The sequence below is a fragment of the Okibacterium sp. AC114 genome, assembly GCF_979253355.1.
Genome location: NZ_CEEDBR010000001.1, coordinates 1,870,971 through 1,888,550, shown reverse-complemented (window position 1 = coordinate 1,888,550; position 17,580 = coordinate 1,870,971). Strand labels below are relative to the sequence as shown.

Genomic DNA, 17,580 nt, shown 5'->3' with positions numbered 1-17,580 from the left:
GGTACTCAGACGGCCACGCGCTTATCGATCGAGATTGTTCGCGCGCCCGTGCGCGGTTCGCGGGGTCGATCTCGTAGACCGATACCGCAATCCTGCGAAGGAACGCGGGCGTCTAGCCGAGACCGGCGTTCTCGAAGAAATCTTAATGGCGTGGGTCGCCCGTACTGGCCGGCCAAGTTGGAGGTCATCGAGCAGCGCTATTCCGAGGCTCCGACGGCCGGACGCCATGTCCCGACAATCGAAGCATCTTGGGATTGAAGCTCAGCGCCTTTCCTGATCGGCGTGCGCCGCGTGACCTCTATGGTCTCAATGCGCTCCACGAGAAAGGCGCGATAAACGAAGACGCGAAGAGGCTTTATCGCAACCTGGGCCCATTGGATCATGCCCTCCCGCGATCCCAGGCAGCTCACCGTCGAAGGACTTTGACTGGATGGATAGGAGCCGGCCACAGGGCCGTGAGTGTAAGCGGTCGCACCCCGAGATGCTCGGCGGAGGCAGTGACAGAATCTGGCGCCGACGCAAGCATCCCCCGCAGCACCTCGGCCGTTGCTATCGCGTCGTCGAGCGCCGCGTGTGACGGATGCAGTGACGCGCCTAGTCGGTCGGCCACTGACGCCAGATTTGCCGGCTGGCCGGGAAACATTCGTTGTGACAAACGCAATGTGCAAAGCGTCGGCCACTTCGGCACCCGCGCTCCCGCCCGTTCGAACTCGCTGGCAAGAAAGCGAACATCGAACGGAGCATTGTGAGCCACCACAATCTTCCCCGAGAGACGATGTGCCACTTCATCGATGACATCAGCAAAGCGTGGCGCGCCACTCACCTCGGCATTGCTGATGCCGTGCACGTGTACTGGTCCGGTGTCGACATCAGGGTCTAGGAGCGTCGACCAGGTATCGACGATCTCGCCCGCCGTGCTCACCTCAACTAGGGCGATTTCCACGACGCGAGCGCCCTGACGAGGCGAGAGCCCCGTGGTCTCTACATCGACCACAACGAACGAGGTGTCTCCAAGAACCACCGTCTCAGAGATATCCGTCCACGAGGCCGGAACCGTGTCAGGGATGGCGGGATGGCGGGCGACGATCGAGATGAGTTCGTCCCACGCGGCATCGACGTCGTAGTCGCGAGCCGCGGCCGAGTCGATGAGGAGTGACTCGCTCAGGTACTCGTCATACAAATCGACGTTCTGCACGGGCGCGATCCGCGCCAACTCTAGCGGGGTGGGCTTGGGCATTGAAGCGATCACCGCAAGGGTACTCAACAACTCGCTCCGCTCGATGTCAGCACAGTTGATGGTCATTGCCTCGACGCTGTGCCTCACGTTAAGCGCGGTGAGCATCACACTCAGTGTCGAACACGCCTTACTCCCACGCCACACGAAGAGCAGAGTGTTCTTGCCGTCTTCAATCACCGACGACTCACCGAGTCCGATCTGTCGATACGCGGCCCTCCCTTCGGCGAACAGCTCTGCAGCCTGTTGGTCGAGATAGATGGGCGTCTCAGATCCCTCGTAGAGCTCACGCATCTTCATCCGGACTCGATCGGCCACGGCCGCGCCGGCACCGAGGAAGAGTGGAGACGTACCGCCGCGCGACGGGACGAGCTCGATCGTCTTCGTCGCGGTATCGACGGACACAACTCTCCAGCGACGGCCGGCGAATATCATCAGGCTATCGGGCAGAACAGGGTAGTCAATGGGGATCGTACCGAGTTGCTGACCTTGACTTATTAGGCGGAACTCTTCCGCGGATTGGAACGCCGCGTAGAAGCTGTAGTGGTTGACGATCCTCTCTCCAACAGTGCCAGCAAGCAGCGTGCCGTCACCCGCTTGGGAGATTAGCTGAGTCGAACCGAGGTTGCGGAGCAGCTCAAGGAACTGCGCCCGGCTCACGTGCTCAAACGGCCCCGCCACACACAGAGCGGTGAAGAGCTGCGCGGCGGATGCGCCTCCGTGCTGGGCGGTCACCGACAGGATCTGCTGCACCAGGGTCGATAGATGAAGAGATGAAACCGCGGGCGGCTCGTACCAGCGCTCGAGCATGAGCTCGACCACGGCTGCAGCTTGGAAGAGCTCAGCTCTGAGCCGATCGGTCACCGACAGATTTGGGTCGAGCGAGGGTTCCGTGATGTACATCCGCAAGGTCGCGGGCTTCCCTCGACGACCGGAACGCCCCACCCGTTGGCGCAGCGCCGCCACAGAGTGCGGCGAACCGATCTGCGCCACGGAGTCAGCCGACCCGATGTCGATGCCCATCTCCAGAGTGGAGGTGCAGACGGCCGTGGTCGGCGTGAGAGGGTCTTTCAGCCGGGCCTCGACCCCCTCCCGCAGTTGCTTGGAGAGACTGCCATGGTGGGGGAGAAATTCGTTGGGTACCCGTGCCGCGTCGCTCGCCTCGCGAAGCCGATCGGCGTACTTCTCAACCCACGATCGGGAATTAGCGAACACCAGGTTGTCGTCGCCTCGAAGCACCTGAAACAGGTGCTCGGCGATCGCTCGCTCCGCCGACCCTTGCTGATCGTTTTCGTCGGAATCTGACTCTGATGCCGACACTCGCGCCGGGGGAACCACGCGATACCCGCGCACTTGGAGGCGCAAGTCTGAACGCTCTTCCGACGGGTCCTCCACGACAACGACTTCGTGACCATGACGCGGCCTGAGGAAGTCAGCGGCCGCCCCGAAATCGGCGAATGTCGCTGAGAGCCCGATCCGCGCGATCCGTCGCCGGGTGGCGAGTTCTATGCGATGCAGCAGCGACTGCAACTGCGCGCCGCGCTCGGTTCCGATGAACGAGTGCATCTCGTCGATGACCACGTATCGCAGCCCGGCGAACATAGCGGGTATATGCGTGCCCCGAAGAACGAATTGCGCTTCCAGCGCTTCCGGTGTGATCAGTACAAGGCCGTCAGGGTTTCGCGTGAGCGCCTCCCTCTCCTTGCCCCCGATGTCACCGTGCCGACGAACGACGGGGGTATCGATCAATTCGCAGAGTGATTCGAGGCGCTGAAACTGGTCATTGATCAGAGCCTTCAGAGGGCTGATGTAGAGCGCCTTGACACCGCCGGTGCTGGTTCCGGCATCCGCCTCGAAGGCGAGCCTTGAGCAGATTGGCAGCCAGGCCGCCTCGGTTTTGCCACTTGCAGTCGCCGCGCTCACGATCACGTCACGGTCGCCCGCGATGATGGGCAAGACCGCATGCTGCTGAACCGGCCTCAGCTCAGTCCACTGCTGGTCCCAGATCCACCTCTGAACCTGTGGATGAAGATCGTCGAAGCCGCCCACGGGGAGCGGCACCGACGCCGAGCCAGCAGCGCTGGCCGCATCAGAGGCGGAAGGCAGCGAGGTCATCGTCGTCGTTCGAAGGAGCGGCTGGCGCCCAACCGGATGCGTCATCGCCGTCTGCTTCTGACGGAATCGGCTCGAGATCCGGGTTGGTTTCGGCAGCGATCTGCACGGTGCCGACGAGATCCGACCATCCACGATCTGGGTTCTGCTCCAGCACCGCTAGCAGGTCGAGGTAGCTCTTGATCGACGTGCGCGGTGTGCGGAAATAGGAGTCGCCGATGCGCGATTGACAGTGCGCCATATATGCTTGGATGCCTTCATCAGGCATGAGATAAGACGCCGGGTCGCCTGATGCTTGCACATGGCGGAGTTTCGTCAGCAGCACATAGAGGTCCTCCGGTGTCAGCCCGGGGAGCCGCACGACGGGCCCCGAATAATCCACGAGGCCATCGACGGCAAAACTGTTCTCGGCCAGACGCGTCTGCAGCGCCGAATACGAGTACAGCCCGCGCCGCGGATCCATGAGGAAGTCGGGCGTGCCACCCATCACGAAACCGAGCCCTTCCGCACTGCCCTGTGTCGCATCATTGGTGATGCGAAGGATCTGCTCGTAGTTGGCATTACGCGCCTGCGTGTGCGCGAGCTTGTAGAGATTCACCATCTCGTCGAGACACACCAGAAGTCCACCGAAGCCAGCCAGCCTCACAAAAAGGGCAAGCAGCTTGAGTTGGTCATAGACGTTGGCGTCATCGACGATCGTGCGAACGCCCAGCGCGGCGCGCGCATCCGTCTTCGTGGTGAATTCGCCGCGCATCCAGCGCACGGCATCCGACTTGAGCTGTTCGTTGCCGGTATCGTGCCCCTCCCAGTACTTCGCGATGACCTCGGCGAAGTCGTAGCCGCCCGTGAGCTCGTTGAGCTGCTGGAGGCGCTCGCGGATGACGGAGTCGACGGATGCCCCGGTTGATTTCGCTTGGCCTAGGGCCTCAGTGATGAATCGCTCGAGCACGTTCGCCATGGCACCGCCATCGGGCTTCGCGCGAGTGGACATGTTGCGCATCAGCTCGGCGTAGAGGCTGCGCGCCTGTCCGCCTGTGGCCTGCAGCCGACGATCGGGCGAGAGATCGGCGTGCACTGTGACGAGTTTCTGCTGGAGCGCCATCGACCGAACGAGGTGGAGGAAGAAAGTCTTGCCTGATCCGTAGTCTCCGATGACGAAGCGCACCCCGCTGCCTCCGTCAGCGATCCGCTGGATGTCGGTGAGCAATGCGCGCACCTCGTTGGCGCGCCCGACCTGAATATGCTGCTGGCCCGTGCGCGGAACCACTCCGGTGCGGAGGGCTTGCAGAACAGCGTCCCGGTCGCGCGGGCGGATCGTTGTGGCGTTGGTCACTTCATCATCTCCTGTAGTACGTCGAGGCTGACGACCAAGGGGTCGTCGCCTTCAATAAGCTGTTCGTCGGTCGTGTCGAGCGCGGCCTCGTTGAGTGTGTCGATTGCCCCGCTAGGCAGGACATCGAGCGCGCGGGCCAAGGCGTCGAAGTCCATGCGAGGAAGTTCCGGATGCGCGGCGAGCAAAGTGAGCAATCGGGAGTGCGCCGCATCGAGGCCCGCGTAGGCGGGTTCGGATGAGTCGCGCGGCACTTCCTCATAACCGACTTCGGCGTCGTCGCTGAATATCTCGCGAAGGAGTTCCGAGACCAGTGATGTGGACCGAAGAGTGGATTCGATGACTCGATGGTCGAGCACGAATGAGCTCGGTGGGTTAGGGGGTTGCGTCTGAATCGGCGCCGGCATCGACGCCGGAGGGCGAGGGATCGTCTGGCCGGGCATTGGCGATGGTGCGCGTCGCACGGTCGAGGGCTGGTCGTCGTCCGCTTGCCGCCCCTTGTCCGCCCAGTCGAGGCCGATCTGCGCATTGACGCGTTGTGCCACGGTGGCCGGGTCCTCCCCGAGGAAACGGAAAATGTTGGTGAGGATCATATCCTCCTCGGGCGCAAGAATCCGGTCGCTCGCTGCCACCCGCAGGAGGAGGTCGGCGAGGATGCTCCGCTGATCGCTCGTCAGCTGCGCCATCCGCGAGGCAAGTGTGGCTACGTCGACTGTGGCCGATTCGCACCACTGGGCGTGGGCCGTCAGACGAGCGCGTTCATCCTCGCTTAGACCGAGAGCCGACTGGATGTGCGCCATCAGCGTCGACGTCTCGACCTCCACGATCCGTCCATCGGATGCACTTACCGCCACGGCCAAATGCACCAATAACTCCGCGGCCTCGTATTCCGCAGAGACGGCCGGTGAAGCGTTCTCGTTCCTGGTGAACGGCGCGACACTCCGCGCTGTGCGGAACGGTCCTGCCGCATGGTCGTCAGGAGCGGACGTAGTGGAGCGGAGCGACACCAGACTCCGAACCAGTTGGGGAGGCGCGTCGAGCTTCGATCTGACTCCACGAGTCAACCGCGCGTGCAGCGCCTCGCTTTCAACTCTCCGTTCGTTGACCTTCGCTTCGTGCAAGGCTGTTCCGGCGGCGCGAAAAGCCGACTCGGCCAACAGAACCGCCTCACGCAACTCACTCCATGTCTTGGACGTAGGGTCGGTCGGTTTAATGGTCCACTCCGACGTGTCTGAGGCGGCTCTCTCAGCGGCCCGACGTTCACGGCGTGTCAGCAGTGCTTCCTGTCGGCGGGTCTGCTCATGGGCCCCTGTTGCCGAATCGTTAGAACTCACGCGACCATCTCTTCGAAGGCAAACGTATTGACGGTGAGCACCTCGTCGCCCTCGAGTAAGGGTTCGTCAACAGCGTCGAAGGCTGCCTCATTCAGCGCGTCGAGTGCTCCGTTCGGCAGCACTCCGAACTGCGCGGCGAAGGCATCGAATTCGGCTCGCGAGATATCTCCGCGGCCGTCGAGGGAACGGAAGAGCGCCGAATGCGCTGCATCCAAGCTGCCGACGAGTACGTCGTCATTACGGTCGTAGCTCGGGCTTCCAATGACGGGAGAGACGTCGGCGAGCACCGGTGTCATTGGTGCCAGCGGCTCTTCCTCATCGAAGACATCACGCAACAGCGCTGACACCTTTGCGGTCTCGAGGATGGTCGACGAGATGATGTGGGTGTCGAGAACGAACCCCGCGGATGGCGCGCTTGCAGGCTCTGGTAACGACGCGCGAGACGACGGCCTCGAAGATGTCAACGGGGAAGCAGTAACGCTAGTGCGAGTCCCCGACAAAGCAGCGTGCACCCGGCCCGTGACCTCGTCGGGATTATGCCCGAGGAGCGTAAAGATCTTCATCAATACCTTGATCTCTTGCGGGGTCGCGATGCCGTCGTTAGCGGCGATCTCGATCAGCAGAGCTGCCAGAGCTGCCTTCTGTGCTTCAGTGAGTGACGCGAGCCGCTTAGTCAGCCCCGTGAGCTTCACATCCGCACTGCCTAGCCATCGCAGGTGCGCCTGAAGTCGGTTCCGCTCGTCCACTGTCAGTTGAAGCGACGACTCGATGTGGTGCATCAAGGCCGCGGTCTCGTTCTCGTCGACACTGCCGTCGGCTGCGCTGACCGCCACCGCAAGGTGCGCTAGTGATTGGGCGGTCTCGTACTCGGGTGAGGGCGTAAGCGAAGGGTTCTTGCCGCTATCGAATATCAGGACGTGCCGGTCCGCACTTAACGGCGGCCCACCGAAGCGAACATCCGGTTCGACACTCAGTCCTAGTTTGCCTGCCAGCTGGAGGATTGAGAGTGTCTCGGCCTTGGTCAGGCGGTCACGTCCCTCGAAGCCCCACAGGGTGAGGAGCTCGCCCGGCTCGGTCAGCTCGTCGCGCTGAACCGTTGAGGCCCACTGCCGAATGTTTGTGAGTGCAGGAAGAGCTTCGTAGAGTAGCTCGGCAGGCAGGAGCGCGATCGCCGGAAGGGTGTCCTGAGAGCCCGGGTACTTCCCGAGATATCGGCTGTAGCTCTCGAGAGCATCCTGAGCGCGATCGGAAATGTCGCGCAGCTGGCTGGTCGGGCGCGCTGCGGAGAGCACGTCCGAGACGCCAGTGAGCGCAATGCTCGCCCCACCGATCCCAGATGAAGCCGGCGAGTAGCTAAAAGTGACGTTCCGCTTCAGCGGTTTCACAATGAGGCCGCTCGGAAACCTGCGCTCGAACATGATACGGAACAGCGCAGCGTATTCTACGGCGCACCGCTTGCCCGCGGTGCGGGGCCGAATCTCGGCGCTGAACCACGACCACGCGAACGCCCACTCGGCCGAGATCGGTGTGCCATCGACGGCCTGCGATCCGATCTGCATTGTCAGAGAGAGCGGGATCGGCCACCGTTCCTTGGTGAGGGACGGAAGCACCCGATTCCCCTCGGGCTTCGAATCGAGAAGGATGAGGTCGAGGAGCTGGATGAAGGTTGCGGAGTACCGATCGAACGATGAGCTTTGTCGACTGTAGACCTTCTGAAGCGCGACCACTTCGTCGCGGATCTGATGCACCTCAGCGGGCTGTCGAATGCCGTCGATCAGGATGCGTCGTTCGAGCCCGTAAAAGAAGAGGAAGACATATCCGACCGGGGTGCCTGGATTACGGCGACCGTCTGCGAGCCACGCCAGGTACGCGGCCCTAGCCTCGGGAGTGATCGAGTCGTAACGGGGCCAATAGTCCATACTCCGTCCAGCGGTGTCGGGCGAGAACCTCTTCACCTTGAGTGTGGGGTCGATAAGAGCGGGCTCAGACTCGCCGTACCGGCCAGTGAGCCCGCACCCGACGTAGACGAGTCCGCCCGGAATGACGTACCCGTTGACCTCGATCGTCAGACCGACGGGAATCCACTCGCCATGCTGGGCGCGGATAGCGCGCGGCTTGATTCTCGGCGCGGGGGGAGAGGGAGGGGTGCGTACGTGGGCGGTGGAGATGGGTTGGGAAAGATGGGCCGGCTGCACTGGCAGTGAGGGTGCGGGATGTGCTGGAGATGGCGCGGGTGCAGTCGTCTGGGCCGAGGCTGGCACCGCCGGAGCGTGGGAATTTGCGGGCGCGGCCGCTGCAGCAGCATGCTCAGCCGAGCGCTCTGCTTCGCGAATCTCCCGCCTGGTCAAGGTGCGCGGCGCTTCGGGCAGCGGAAGCGGAGCCGCCGGTTCAATCGTTGGTACTGGCGCTCGGTACCCACTCGCGGGCTGCCCCCACTCAGACCCGGTCCACCATCGGTTCCGTCCTCCGGTGGAGACGTCCGGATACCAGCCTGGCGCAACCGTCGCGGCCGGCTTGGCATAACTTGACGTGAAATCTGGAGACCCGACGCGGCGTGAGCCCGGCAACGTGGCTGCACGTGCGTTCTTTTTTCGACTCCGCCGAATGAGCCACGCGATCAGCAATGCGATGAGCGCCAGCGGCGTCGTAATCATCACGATGACAATGATCACGGCAATTGTTGTTACCAGTGTTTCCGTCATGACGGGCCCTCCCCCTCGGCCCCTAGCCGCATTCACACCGTAGCGCCCGCGGGCGACATACGTGAAGTCTTGCCAGTTCCCGGATCGGCCTGGCTGCCCGGCTACCAGTAGTTGATTCCGCCAGGAGGCGAGGCGGATGTGATGTGTCTGCGGCTGACCTCTTGCGTGCTGGGTGGCACATTCCTACTCTGGGCACATGTCTCTCCGCCTCGAAGAAGTTGTCATCGACTGCAGCGAACCATCCGCTCTCGCCCGCTGGTGGGAGGTGGCGACCGGCTGGCAGGTCATCGATGAAGATGAGGACGGCGCCGAACTCGCGCCCGCGCCCGGGCAGACGCCGACGCTCATGTTCGTGAAGGTTGCCGATCAGAAGCGCATCAAGAACCGATTGCACCTCGACTGGGTGCCCGACGATCAGCAGGCCGAAGTCGACCGCCTGATCGGGCTCGGCGCGACGCGCGTCGACGTGGGGCAGGGGGAGCAGTCGTGGGTGGTGCTGGCCGATCCCGAGGGCAACGAGTTCTGCATTCTCGCCGCGCGCTAGCTGGCCGTGAGTTGGATGTGCGTGACCGACGAACCCTTGTCGCACGAACGTGAACGACATATCGTTGAGTATCGTTCGACATCCAATTATGCGAGGAGAACATCATGGCTAGTTCGTTCCCAACCGGCGGTTTCGGCGGAGTCAACGCCGACAGCATGTGGCAGACGATGGAGCAATTGCGCGCCAACTTCGAGAAGCGCGTCGGCGGCGGCACCCGCATGGGTCGCGGCGACGTGCGCGCGGCCGTTCTGGCCCTGCTCGCCGAGCGTCCCATGCACGGCTACCAGATCATCCGCGAGATCGAAGAGCGCAGCGGCGGCAGCTGGAAGCCGAGCGCCGGCTCCGTCTACCCGACGTTGCAGTTGTTGAGCGACGAAGGACTCATCGGCGCCGAAGAATCGAACGGGCGGAAGACGTATGCGTTGACCGAGGCCGGGCGTGAGGTTGCCGCATCCCACACCGAATCTGCACCGTGGGAGAGCGCCGCCAGCGAAGAGAAGACCGGGTTCACCGCGCTGCCCAAGGCGGGCGTCGAACTCGCGCAGGCCGCCGCTCAGGTGGGCCGCACCGGTTCGCCCGAGCAGGTGAAGCAGGCCGTGGACGTGCTCGATGAGGCACGCCGCCGGCTTTACTCGATCCTCGCTCAGGACTGACCGGGGTGACATCGGCTCGGCCGGGTCGACAACACGCCGAAGCTGACGCCGAGGCGGCGGCGAGAGCGGGCGCCGGAAACACGAAAGCCCGCTATCGCCGCATCCTGCGGTTCGCCAGCTACCACCTCGCGGTGACCTGGTTCTACGAGCTGTTCCTGCCGCGCATCGGCCTGCACAAAATCGTCGAACGCACCCGCACACGGCGCATGAAGAAGTTTGCTCGCAAATTCCATGTGCTGGCGGTCGACCTTGGCGGGCTAATGATCAAGGTGGGGCAGTTCATGTCGTCGCGCCTCGACGTGCTGCCGCCCGAAATCACCGCCGAACTCGAAGGGCTGCAAGACGAGGTGCCGCCGGTGCCGTTCCCCGCGATCCGCGCCCTCGCCGAACGCGAACTGGGTGTGCCACTCGGGCAGGCATTCACGTGGGTCGACGAAGTGCCCGTGGCCGCCGCATCCCTCGGGCAGGCACACCGCGCGCAACTGACACCCATCGCCGCCGCCGACTCAGGGCTCACCCACGTCATGCTCAAAGTGCAGCGGCCCGGCATCGACACCATCGTCGACGTCGACCTCAAGGCGCTGCGCAAAGTGGGCGGATGGTTGAGCCACGTGCGCCTCGTCTACGACCGCGTCGACATGCCGGCCCTCGTCGAAGAGTTTGCCGCCACCAGCCTCGAAGAGATCGACTACCTGCACGAGGCCGCCAACTCGGAGCGTTTTGCGGCGGACTTCGTTGGTGACGACCGCGTGGATGTTCCCGCCATCGTGTGGGAGCGGACGACGCGACGCGTCCTCACGTTGCAGGATGTGACCGCGATCAAGATCAATGACCGTGAGGCGTTGCGGGCAGCCGGGATTGACCCGGCCGAGGTTGCGCCCGTGTTTGCGGCCGTGATGTTTGATCAGCTGTTCACCAACGGGTTCTTCCATGCCGACCCGCATCCCGGCAATATCTTCGTCACGCCTGTTGCGCCGTCTGGCGCTGGCGCTGCAGGGCTCGCCGATGCGGCAGAGGGCACGGATGCCGCGGCCGCACGCGGATGGAAGCTCACCTTCATCGACTTCGGCATGATGGGCGAGGTCCCGAGCAACACCCGGAGTGGCCTGCGCAAATTGCTCATCGCCGCCGCCTCCCGCGACGGCAAGGGTCTGGTCGACGCCATCCGCGATGTCGGTGTGTTGCTACCGACCGCTGACACCAATGAGCTCGAGCGCGCGATGACGCAGCTCTTCGCCCGCTTCGGCGGCATGGGGTTCGCTGAGCTGCGTGAGGTCGACCCGCGAGAATTCCGCGACTTCGCCGAACAGTTCGGTGACGTGGTGCGGTCGCTGCCGTTCCAGCTGCCCGAGAACTTCCTGCTCATCATCCGCGCCATGTCGCTCGTCTCGGGTGTGTGCAGCTCGCTCGACCCCGCCTTCAACCTGTGGGACTCGGTCGAGCCCTACGCCCAACGCCTCGTCCGCGACGAACGCGGCAACGTGGTGCAAGACCTCGGCCGCAAAGCCCTGGATGCCGCCACCCTCGCCGTGCGCCTGCCCGGCCGCCTCGACGGCCTCGTCACCCGCTTCGAGCAGGGCACGCTGTCTGTCGAGAGCCCACGCCTCGAGCGACGCGTCGCCCGCATCGAGCGAACCGCCCGCCGCATCGTCTCAGCCGTGCTCTTCGGGGGACTGCTCGTCGCGGGCGCCATCGTCCGTGCCGACGATATTGTCTTCGGCACTGTGCTGATGTGCGTGTCGGTGCTGCCGCTCCTGCACGCCCTGTTCGGCGGCCGACGGAGCGTCTGAGAAGAACCGGCTTCCGCCGCCCGAACAGAACAATCTGTTTTTAGAGGCGATTCAGGGACGGATGCGCCCCTGCGCCGCTTGCATCGAAGACGGCTATCCCTAGGCCGAGACTTTTCACGAATTCGACAAGATCTTCAACCGGCCGGACCGGTACCACGACCGTCAGGTGCGACGGGCGAGGGTCGATGTGCCGGGCATAGTCAAGGAGCTGCCCGACAGCCATACGTATGTTGTTGCGTGTTGCATCCGCTTTGACCTCGAATAGTTCCCGGTCCTCGCGCACCCACGTATCTGTGAAGAGCGCCGCGCCCTGGCCGGGGATCACAATCGACAAACGGGTTGCAGTTTTCCCTGTGGCCTCGATCGCGGAGATGAGTCGATCCTCAAGTAACCGTTCCCGGCGAACGATCGCCGACTCAGCTACGGCCTTTCGAGCGAAAGTAAGTGAATCGGATGCTTCTCGAGTCGTTTCGAACCAACCCGTCTGCATAGCTGGCGGAGCACTCGCAATTAGGTCCTGCGAAATAGTGGCTGCCGCCGTTCCCCTCGGAACGAGTCGGAAGACGATCACGGTTCGAACTATTCCTATGCCGTCGGGGGCTTCTTCAATGCGGTGAGGATCAACCTGGTCGAGCCAGAATTCACCGAGATAGCGATGCAAACGTGTGCTCGTGCCTACCTCGTTCCCGTCGGCGGCGAAGAGGTGGATTGTCTTGCCCAGTGACCGGGCGTCCCTGAGTGCCTTGTTTCCCCGGACGAAATCTTGGGGACCGAGTCGGCCCGCTCCCGTATAGAAGAAGGCCGAGCCGTCAGCCGCCCATCCATCGAAATTGTAACCATGCTTCGAACCCGTGGACGGGTCCGAGAACACGAAGATATGCGGCTGCCCTTTTGGCGTCTCAATCCCGCTTTGCCCAGAGCCGCCGAAATGAGAAGCAAGGTCTCGACGAGTTACGAGGTCACCGGCTTCGACGACGAAACCCCGGTCGTTGAGGTCAATGAGAGCCATGGCTTTCAAGCTAGCGGAAGCGAGTCCGTCTCACTATTTTCGGAAGCAGGCGTAATGCGTTAGATGAAGAATTTGCGGAGGTATTCGCGGAGTGGCTCGTCGCAGACATAGACGTAGGTGCCGCGCATCCCGCGTGTAAGCAGCACCCCGTAGATGTTGCGAACCAGCTTCAGAAGATCCACATCGGTGTAGACCAGCCCGAGAGCAGGATTGTTCTCCTTGCCCTTCTTGTCGAAGTAGTGCGCGCGATCAAACACGATGCGTTGTTGCTCGACGTCGAACCGTAGATCGGGCCCGATGATGACGCCCGCGTAGTTGAGGTCGTAACCCTGGACCGTGTGAATGGAACCGACCTCGAATACCGAGGTCGACGAATTGATCCAGTCCTTCTGCGTTCGATTCCACTGCAACTCGATGCCGTCGACCTCAATATCGACCGCAGAGGCGTCGTTCTTGCTATTCCAGTTCCAGGCGTAGCCGGCGAGGAGACGGGCAAGACCGAACTGCGCTTCTCTTTCCGCGAGCTCGGTGCGGAGATCGCCCAGGTTGTCGAAGAGGCGGAAGTCGTAGTTGTCGAACGCCTGCGGTGCCGGGGCGTCGGCGGTCAGCATGGAGCGCACATAGTGGATGTAGTCGCTGCCGCCAGCAACTCGCATCTGCGACGTCAGAGGATACAGACGATAGGAGGACCGTGCCGTCGCGACCAGTTTCTCGACGACCGCGGGCGGGAGGTCGGCGGGACGAACGCTCTGCGCGGCATCCAGCAGAAAAATCTGGTGCGTGCTTTTCTCCAAGATCCAGTCGAGCTGCGTCTTGTGCAGGTCGTTCGAACCGAAAAGCGCTTCGGTGATATCCGTGAACTTCTTGTTGAGCGGGCCAGAGGCCTGATTCGCACGCTGGTTGAGGCGGTGCGCCTCGTCGACGATGAGGAGATCGAAGTGTCCGGGATCGCCGCCGACCTCGAAAGGTGTCATGACCCTCGTCGTCGTGAGGCCGGGGGTGCGCTTGAAAACACCCTCGATGGATTTGCGCAGCGACTGCTGCGGGACGACCAGGCCGATGCGGAGATCGCGCAACAGCGTGGGGGAATCACCCAAGAAGAACTCCGAGAATACCGAATCCGCGTCGAGGTCTTCAGCGCCGGTCGAGTCTGCGATGTCACGAATGAGCTTCATGAGGTAAATCGCCACGATCGTCTTGCCGGTGCCGGGGTCGCCCTGAATCACGCTCATGCTGGCGGTATGCGAGCGGAGATCAGCAAACAGTCCCTCCAGGATGTCCTCGACCGCGGCCGCCTGGTCCACGTTCAGTGACTTGAAAGGCGACAGCTTGAAGAGGTCGGAGTTGACGATCTCGGGAATCGTGCGCGTGAACAGTCCTTGCTGGAACAGCTCATCGAAGATCTCGGTGAAGGTTGCTTGGTAGCCCTGCCGGCCGAAATACTCCGCATCCGTTATGCCGTCGTTGCGGTTGAGGACACGGAAACGCCCGTCGCCCGCCAAATACCGAATCAGGTAAGACTCGAGGTCCAGTGCTGCCGACTTGTTGAACGTCTCATCGATGACAAGTCGGACGTCGGTGAGGTGAGATTTCGTTCCGGTCTGCTGGTGCTGCCGCATCCGACTGGCCACGTTGAGCGACTCGCCGACGTAGATCTCTTGAGCGCCGGTCGAGCCCGAATCGATCGTGTAGACGACCGGCCAGTTTCGGTGCCGTTCGTCCGACTCGGCCCATACCTTCTGCTGCGCTGCCGAGAAGCTCAGGCGCTCGATCTCAAAGCTGGTCATATTTGTCGCTTCGACCGCGAGCTTTCTCGACCGGGTACTTTGCGCGCGTGACGGCCAACTTGTCGAGCACGATCTGATCGGGATCGACGCCCAGTCGGTCGGCGAGGAGGAAGCAGTAGGTCAACACATCGGCCAGTTCGGCCTGGACATCTGCGGTCTCAGCGTTGGAGTTCCACTGAAAGCACTCGAGTAGCTCGGCGGCCTCGATCGAGATGCTCTTCGCCAGGTTTTCGGGAGTGTGGAACTGGGCCCAGTCGCGTTCGGCCACGAAGGCGCGCAGGGCATCCTTGCTGGAAGACTCGGTCACAGTGACACCGTAGCAATGGTTCAGCTAATGCTGGATAGCCTTGAGGGGAGCGGGCGCAGCCCGACGACTTTCCGGATGGCCGGACCGCGCTTCTGTGGTTCGCCCAGTCCGGCGTGAATACCCAAGGTGAGAGGGCGTCCGGCGTGAGCTTGGTTCGTTTGAATGATGTCGAGGTGCGGTACGAGAACACGCAGATCCTGCGGGAGGCGTCTTTTCGGTTGGAGAACAAAGACCGCGTCGGCGTCATCGGGCGGAACGGGTCGGGCAAGACCACGCTGCTGAAACTCGTGCTCGATCAGGTGCAACCCGATTCGGGAACCGTGAGCGTCGAGGCCGGCATCCGGATCGGCTATTTCTCTCAGTTCTCGGAGCTGGATGGCACCGCCACGATCACCGAGGTGCTCGACGCGTTGTTCGCCGACGTGCACGCCGTTGAAGATGAGCTGGCCTCCATCGACCTGGCTATCGGCGAAGGGGCCGACGGGGGAGCGCTCGACACGCTGATCGAACGGCAGGCCGAACTTTTCGGCGAGATGGAACGCCTCGACGGCTGGGACTACACCCGCAAGATCGACCAGGCGCTCACCACGCTGGGCTTCACCGAGGCACACCGCACGTGCGCGATCGACGAGCTGTCCGGCGGATGGCGCAACCGAGCCGCCCTCGCGAAAATCGTGCTCGAGGAGCCCGACATCCTGCTGCTCGACGAGCCCACCAACTTCCTCGACGTGGCCGGCGTCGAATGGCTCGAGAACTGGTTCCGCGACTTCAAGGGCGCCGCCATCATCGTGTCGCACGACCGCAAGTTCCTCGACTCGGTCGTGACCCGCATCGTGGAGGTCGAGAACTTCCACCTGCACGAATACCCGGGAAACTTCGCCGAATACATCGTGCAGAAGCAGTTCCGGCTGAAGACGCTCGAGGCGCAGTTCAAACACGAGAACGAGCTGCTGGCGTTTGAAGCCGAGGGCATCGCCGACCGTCGCGAGGCCGCCAAAGCGTCGAGCAAGGGCCTGGGTAAACAGCTCGCCAACGTGAAGAAGTCTCGCGCGCCTCGGCCCGTCGACGACATCATCACCGAGATCTACTCAGGTCTGCACGTCAAGGATGTCCTGTGCCGCATCGTCGGGCTCACGAAGTCCTACGGCGCCCGCACGCTCTTCGAGGGCCTCGACCTCGAGATCCGCCGCGGCAACCGCATCGTCGTGCTCGGCGCCAACGGCAGCGGCAAGAGCACCCTGCTGCGCGTCCTCACGGGTGACGAGAAGCAGGATGCGGGCAGCGCGGCGTGGGCCGGCGGCGTGAAGGTCGTCTCCTACAACCGTGTACTCGACGAGCTGGATGACGACGACACCGTCACCCACGCCGTGAACGCCTACCCCGACAGCCTCGCCCTGACGGCGACCCGCAAGTCGGTCGGCCGCTTCCTCGACATGTTCCAGTTCTCGGAGGCCGACAAGAAGAAGCGGATCCGCGAGCTGTCAGGCGGTCAGCGGGCTCGCGTGGCCATGGCGCAGTGCTTGCTCTCGGGCGCATCCGTTCTGCTGCTCGACGAGCCCACGAACCACCTCGACCTGGCGAGCACGCAGGTGATGGAGCGCGCGCTCGTGCACTTCCCGGGCGCCGTCGTCGTCGTGAGCCACGACCGGTTCTTCACCGACAAAGTTGCCAACCACGTGCTGGAGTTCGGTGTCGCCGGCGCCGCGCCGGGCGAGATTGCGGTGCGCGCGGCTTAGCGATTAGATCGCCGAACAGGTGGGAGTGAAAAGATCCAGTAGAGTCAGCTGAGCGCTGGCGGGGGTCGTCTAGCGTCATCACAATGGGGGATGGCATCGTGGCTGGGTTTTCTGCAGCGGACTTTTTTTGCAACTCGGGAGCTTAACAATCGAATCGCCGGGGGTATCCGCAATGCCGGCGATCTCTGGGACCTTTTGGTCGAAGAACAAGATGCGGGTATTTCGGATCCCACTGAATTGCGGGCTTTAACAGCTGAGAAATTGTTTTTTCGCGGCCAATCCAATCACGCCTTTGGGCTGTCTGCGTCCCTTCACCGGCTGGTCGCTGCGGAGTTGAATCACGAAGTGTCCGAAAGTGAACTCCTCAGGGCCGAACGGGCGATACGCGCCAGAGCGCGATCGCTCGGAGTTGGTAAGGGACTGAGTGAACTCCAACTCCAAGCCCTATTGCAGCATCATCACGCTCCCACGCGTCTTCTTGATGTTTCGAAGAAACCCCTCGAAGCTCTGTATTTTGCGACAGAGGACAAAGATCTAACAGACGGCCGGCTCTTCCTGATCAATGTTGATCCGGACGGTGGCTTCAATCGTAAGGTCGCTTTGGATGATTCAACCGAGACGCTGCCATGGGCGAAGTACTCGATTGGCTCGAAAAATGCAGCGGGCGAGTGGACCCAGACGGTATGGGTCTTAGACAAACCAGGTTTCGACCCGCGAATGATCGCGCAGAATGGGGTTTTCTTAGTCGGTGGAATTCAGCGAAAGTACAGCAATCTCAATCTGACTTGGGAACACGGAGCCCTTTCCGCGAAGCAACTTCAGGATTTGAGCATGATAACGGTTGGGTTTCCCCGAGGGCGGCGTTCCTCTATGAGGGACGGGTGGCCAGCGTTCGGCTGGACAATCCGGATACCGTTCGAGTGGAAAAAGACATTGCGTTCCTTGCTTGATGAGCGAGGCATTTCTCATAAGACGATGTATCCCGCGTTCGCGAGCCTCAAATGGGAAACAGAGTCGGCCGTTAGGGACGCGTGAAATGCAA

At 62.5% G+C, this 17,580-nt stretch carries 12 protein-coding genes; 5 read left to right on the top strand and 7 right to left on the bottom strand.

Annotated elements, in window-relative coordinates; all coding sequences use genetic code 11:
• Window positions 1–406 precede the first annotated feature (406 nt).
• From ACZ6IE_RS08810 to ACZ6IE_RS08795, 4 genes are read right to left on the bottom strand one after another with little or no spacing between them, the layout of a single operon-like run.
• Window positions 407–3,394: a DEAD/DEAH box helicase gene (locus tag ACZ6IE_RS08810; protein ID WP_464607628.1), complete on the bottom strand. Its 2,988-nt coding sequence runs from the start codon at window positions 3,392–3,394 to the stop codon at window positions 407–409.
• Entirely contained in the window at window positions 3,324–4,679 is a 1,356-nt protein-coding gene (locus ACZ6IE_RS08805) for an ATP-binding protein (protein ID WP_464607627.1), read from the bottom strand. Before ACZ6IE_RS08805 ends, ACZ6IE_RS08810 begins: the two co-directional genes overlap by 71 nt.
• Complete coding sequence (locus ACZ6IE_RS08800; RefSeq protein ID WP_464607626.1) at window positions 4,676–6,010, bottom strand: tellurite resistance TerB family protein; 1,335 nt, start codon at window positions 6,008–6,010, stop codon at window positions 4,676–4,678. Before ACZ6IE_RS08800 ends, ACZ6IE_RS08805 begins: the two co-directional genes overlap by 4 nt.
• The gene (locus ACZ6IE_RS08795; protein ID WP_464608617.1) at window positions 6,007–8,664 is read right to left on the bottom strand and encodes a TerB N-terminal domain-containing protein; all 2,658 of its coding nucleotides are present in this window, start codon (window positions 8,662–8,664) and stop codon (window positions 6,007–6,009) included. Before ACZ6IE_RS08795 ends, ACZ6IE_RS08800 begins: the two co-directional genes overlap by 4 nt.
• Before the next feature lie 244 nt (window positions 8,665–8,908).
• On the opposite strand from ACZ6IE_RS08795, the gene ACZ6IE_RS08790 reads away from it, so the two are divergent.
• The 3 genes from ACZ6IE_RS08790 (at window position 8,909) to ACZ6IE_RS08780 (ending at window position 11,699) form a co-directional block, all read left to right on the top strand.
• Window positions 8,909–9,256, top strand: coding sequence for a VOC family protein (locus ACZ6IE_RS08790; protein ID WP_464607625.1), 348 nt, complete (start codon window positions 8,909–8,911; stop codon window positions 9,254–9,256).
• A 104-nt stretch (window positions 9,257–9,360) separates the two neighbouring features.
• On the top strand, window positions 9,361–9,909 hold the full coding sequence (locus ACZ6IE_RS08785; protein WP_077053006.1) for a PadR family transcriptional regulator: 549 nt from the start codon (window positions 9,361–9,363) through the stop codon (window positions 9,907–9,909).
• A 5-nt stretch (window positions 9,910–9,914) separates the two neighbouring features.
• Window positions 9,915–11,699 (top strand): ABC1 kinase family protein, encoded by a 1,785-nt coding sequence (locus ACZ6IE_RS08780; RefSeq protein WP_464607624.1) that lies wholly within the window; start codon window positions 9,915–9,917, stop codon window positions 11,697–11,699.
• 40 nt (window positions 11,700–11,739) lie between these two features.
• On the opposite strand, the gene ACZ6IE_RS08775 is transcribed toward ACZ6IE_RS08780, so the two are convergent.
• From ACZ6IE_RS08775 to ACZ6IE_RS08765, 3 genes are read right to left on the bottom strand one after another with little or no spacing between them, the layout of a single operon-like run.
• Window positions 11,740–12,708: an RNA-binding protein gene (locus ACZ6IE_RS08775; RefSeq protein ID WP_464607623.1), complete on the bottom strand. Its 969-nt coding sequence runs from the start codon at window positions 12,706–12,708 to the stop codon at window positions 11,740–11,742.
• A gap of 59 nt (window positions 12,709–12,767) precedes the next feature.
• The gene (locus ACZ6IE_RS08770) at window positions 12,768–14,495 is read right to left on the bottom strand and encodes a DNA/RNA helicase domain-containing protein (RefSeq protein WP_464607622.1); all 1,728 of its coding nucleotides are present in this window, start codon (window positions 14,493–14,495) and stop codon (window positions 12,768–12,770) included.
• Window positions 14,482–14,802 (bottom strand): nucleotide pyrophosphohydrolase, encoded by a 321-nt coding sequence (locus tag ACZ6IE_RS08765; RefSeq protein ID WP_079727812.1) that lies wholly within the window; start codon window positions 14,800–14,802, stop codon window positions 14,482–14,484. Before ACZ6IE_RS08765 ends, ACZ6IE_RS08770 begins: the two co-directional genes overlap by 14 nt.
• Window positions 14,803–14,975: 173 nt before the next feature.
• Between ACZ6IE_RS08765 and ACZ6IE_RS08760 the strand changes: the two genes are divergently transcribed.
• Together ACZ6IE_RS08760 and ACZ6IE_RS08755 are read left to right on the top strand one after the other, a co-directional pair.
• Window positions 14,976–16,538: an ABC-F family ATP-binding cassette domain-containing protein gene (locus ACZ6IE_RS08760; protein WP_464607621.1), complete on the top strand. Its 1,563-nt coding sequence runs from the start codon at window positions 14,976–14,978 to the stop codon at window positions 16,536–16,538.
• Between the two features lie 90 nt (window positions 16,539–16,628).
• A complete protein-coding gene (locus tag ACZ6IE_RS08755; protein ID WP_464607620.1) occupies window positions 16,629–17,573 on the top strand; it encodes an FRG domain-containing protein in 945 nt (314 codons plus the stop codon).
• Window positions 17,574–17,580 lie beyond the last annotated feature (7 nt).

Excerpts from the sequence above, each read along its gene's own strand:
- ACZ6IE_RS08795 (WP_464608617.1), bottom strand. The coding sequence starts at position 8,664 with ATGATTACGACGCCGCTGGCGCTCATCGCATTGCTGATCGCGTGGCTC.
- ACZ6IE_RS08785 (WP_077053006.1), top strand. The coding sequence starts at position 9,361 with ATGGCTAGTTCGTTCCCAACCGGCGGTTTCGGCGGAGTCAACGCCGAC.
- ACZ6IE_RS08755 (WP_464607620.1), top strand. The coding sequence starts at position 16,629 with ATGGCATCGTGGCTGGGTTTTCTGCAGCGGACTTTTTTTGCAACTCGG.
- ACZ6IE_RS08790 (WP_464607625.1), top strand. The coding sequence starts at position 8,909 with ATGTCTCTCCGCCTCGAAGAAGTTGTCATCGACTGCAGCGAACCATCC.
- ACZ6IE_RS08770 (WP_464607622.1), bottom strand. The coding sequence starts at position 14,495 with ATGACCAGCTTTGAGATCGAGCGCCTGAGCTTCTCGGCAGCGCAGCAG.
- ACZ6IE_RS08810 (WP_464607628.1), bottom strand. The coding sequence starts at position 3,394 with ATGACGCATCCGGTTGGGCGCCAGCCGCTCCTTCGAACGACGACGATG.
- ACZ6IE_RS08775 (WP_464607623.1), bottom strand. The coding sequence starts at position 12,708 with ATGGCTCTCATTGACCTCAACGACCGGGGTTTCGTCGTCGAAGCCGGT.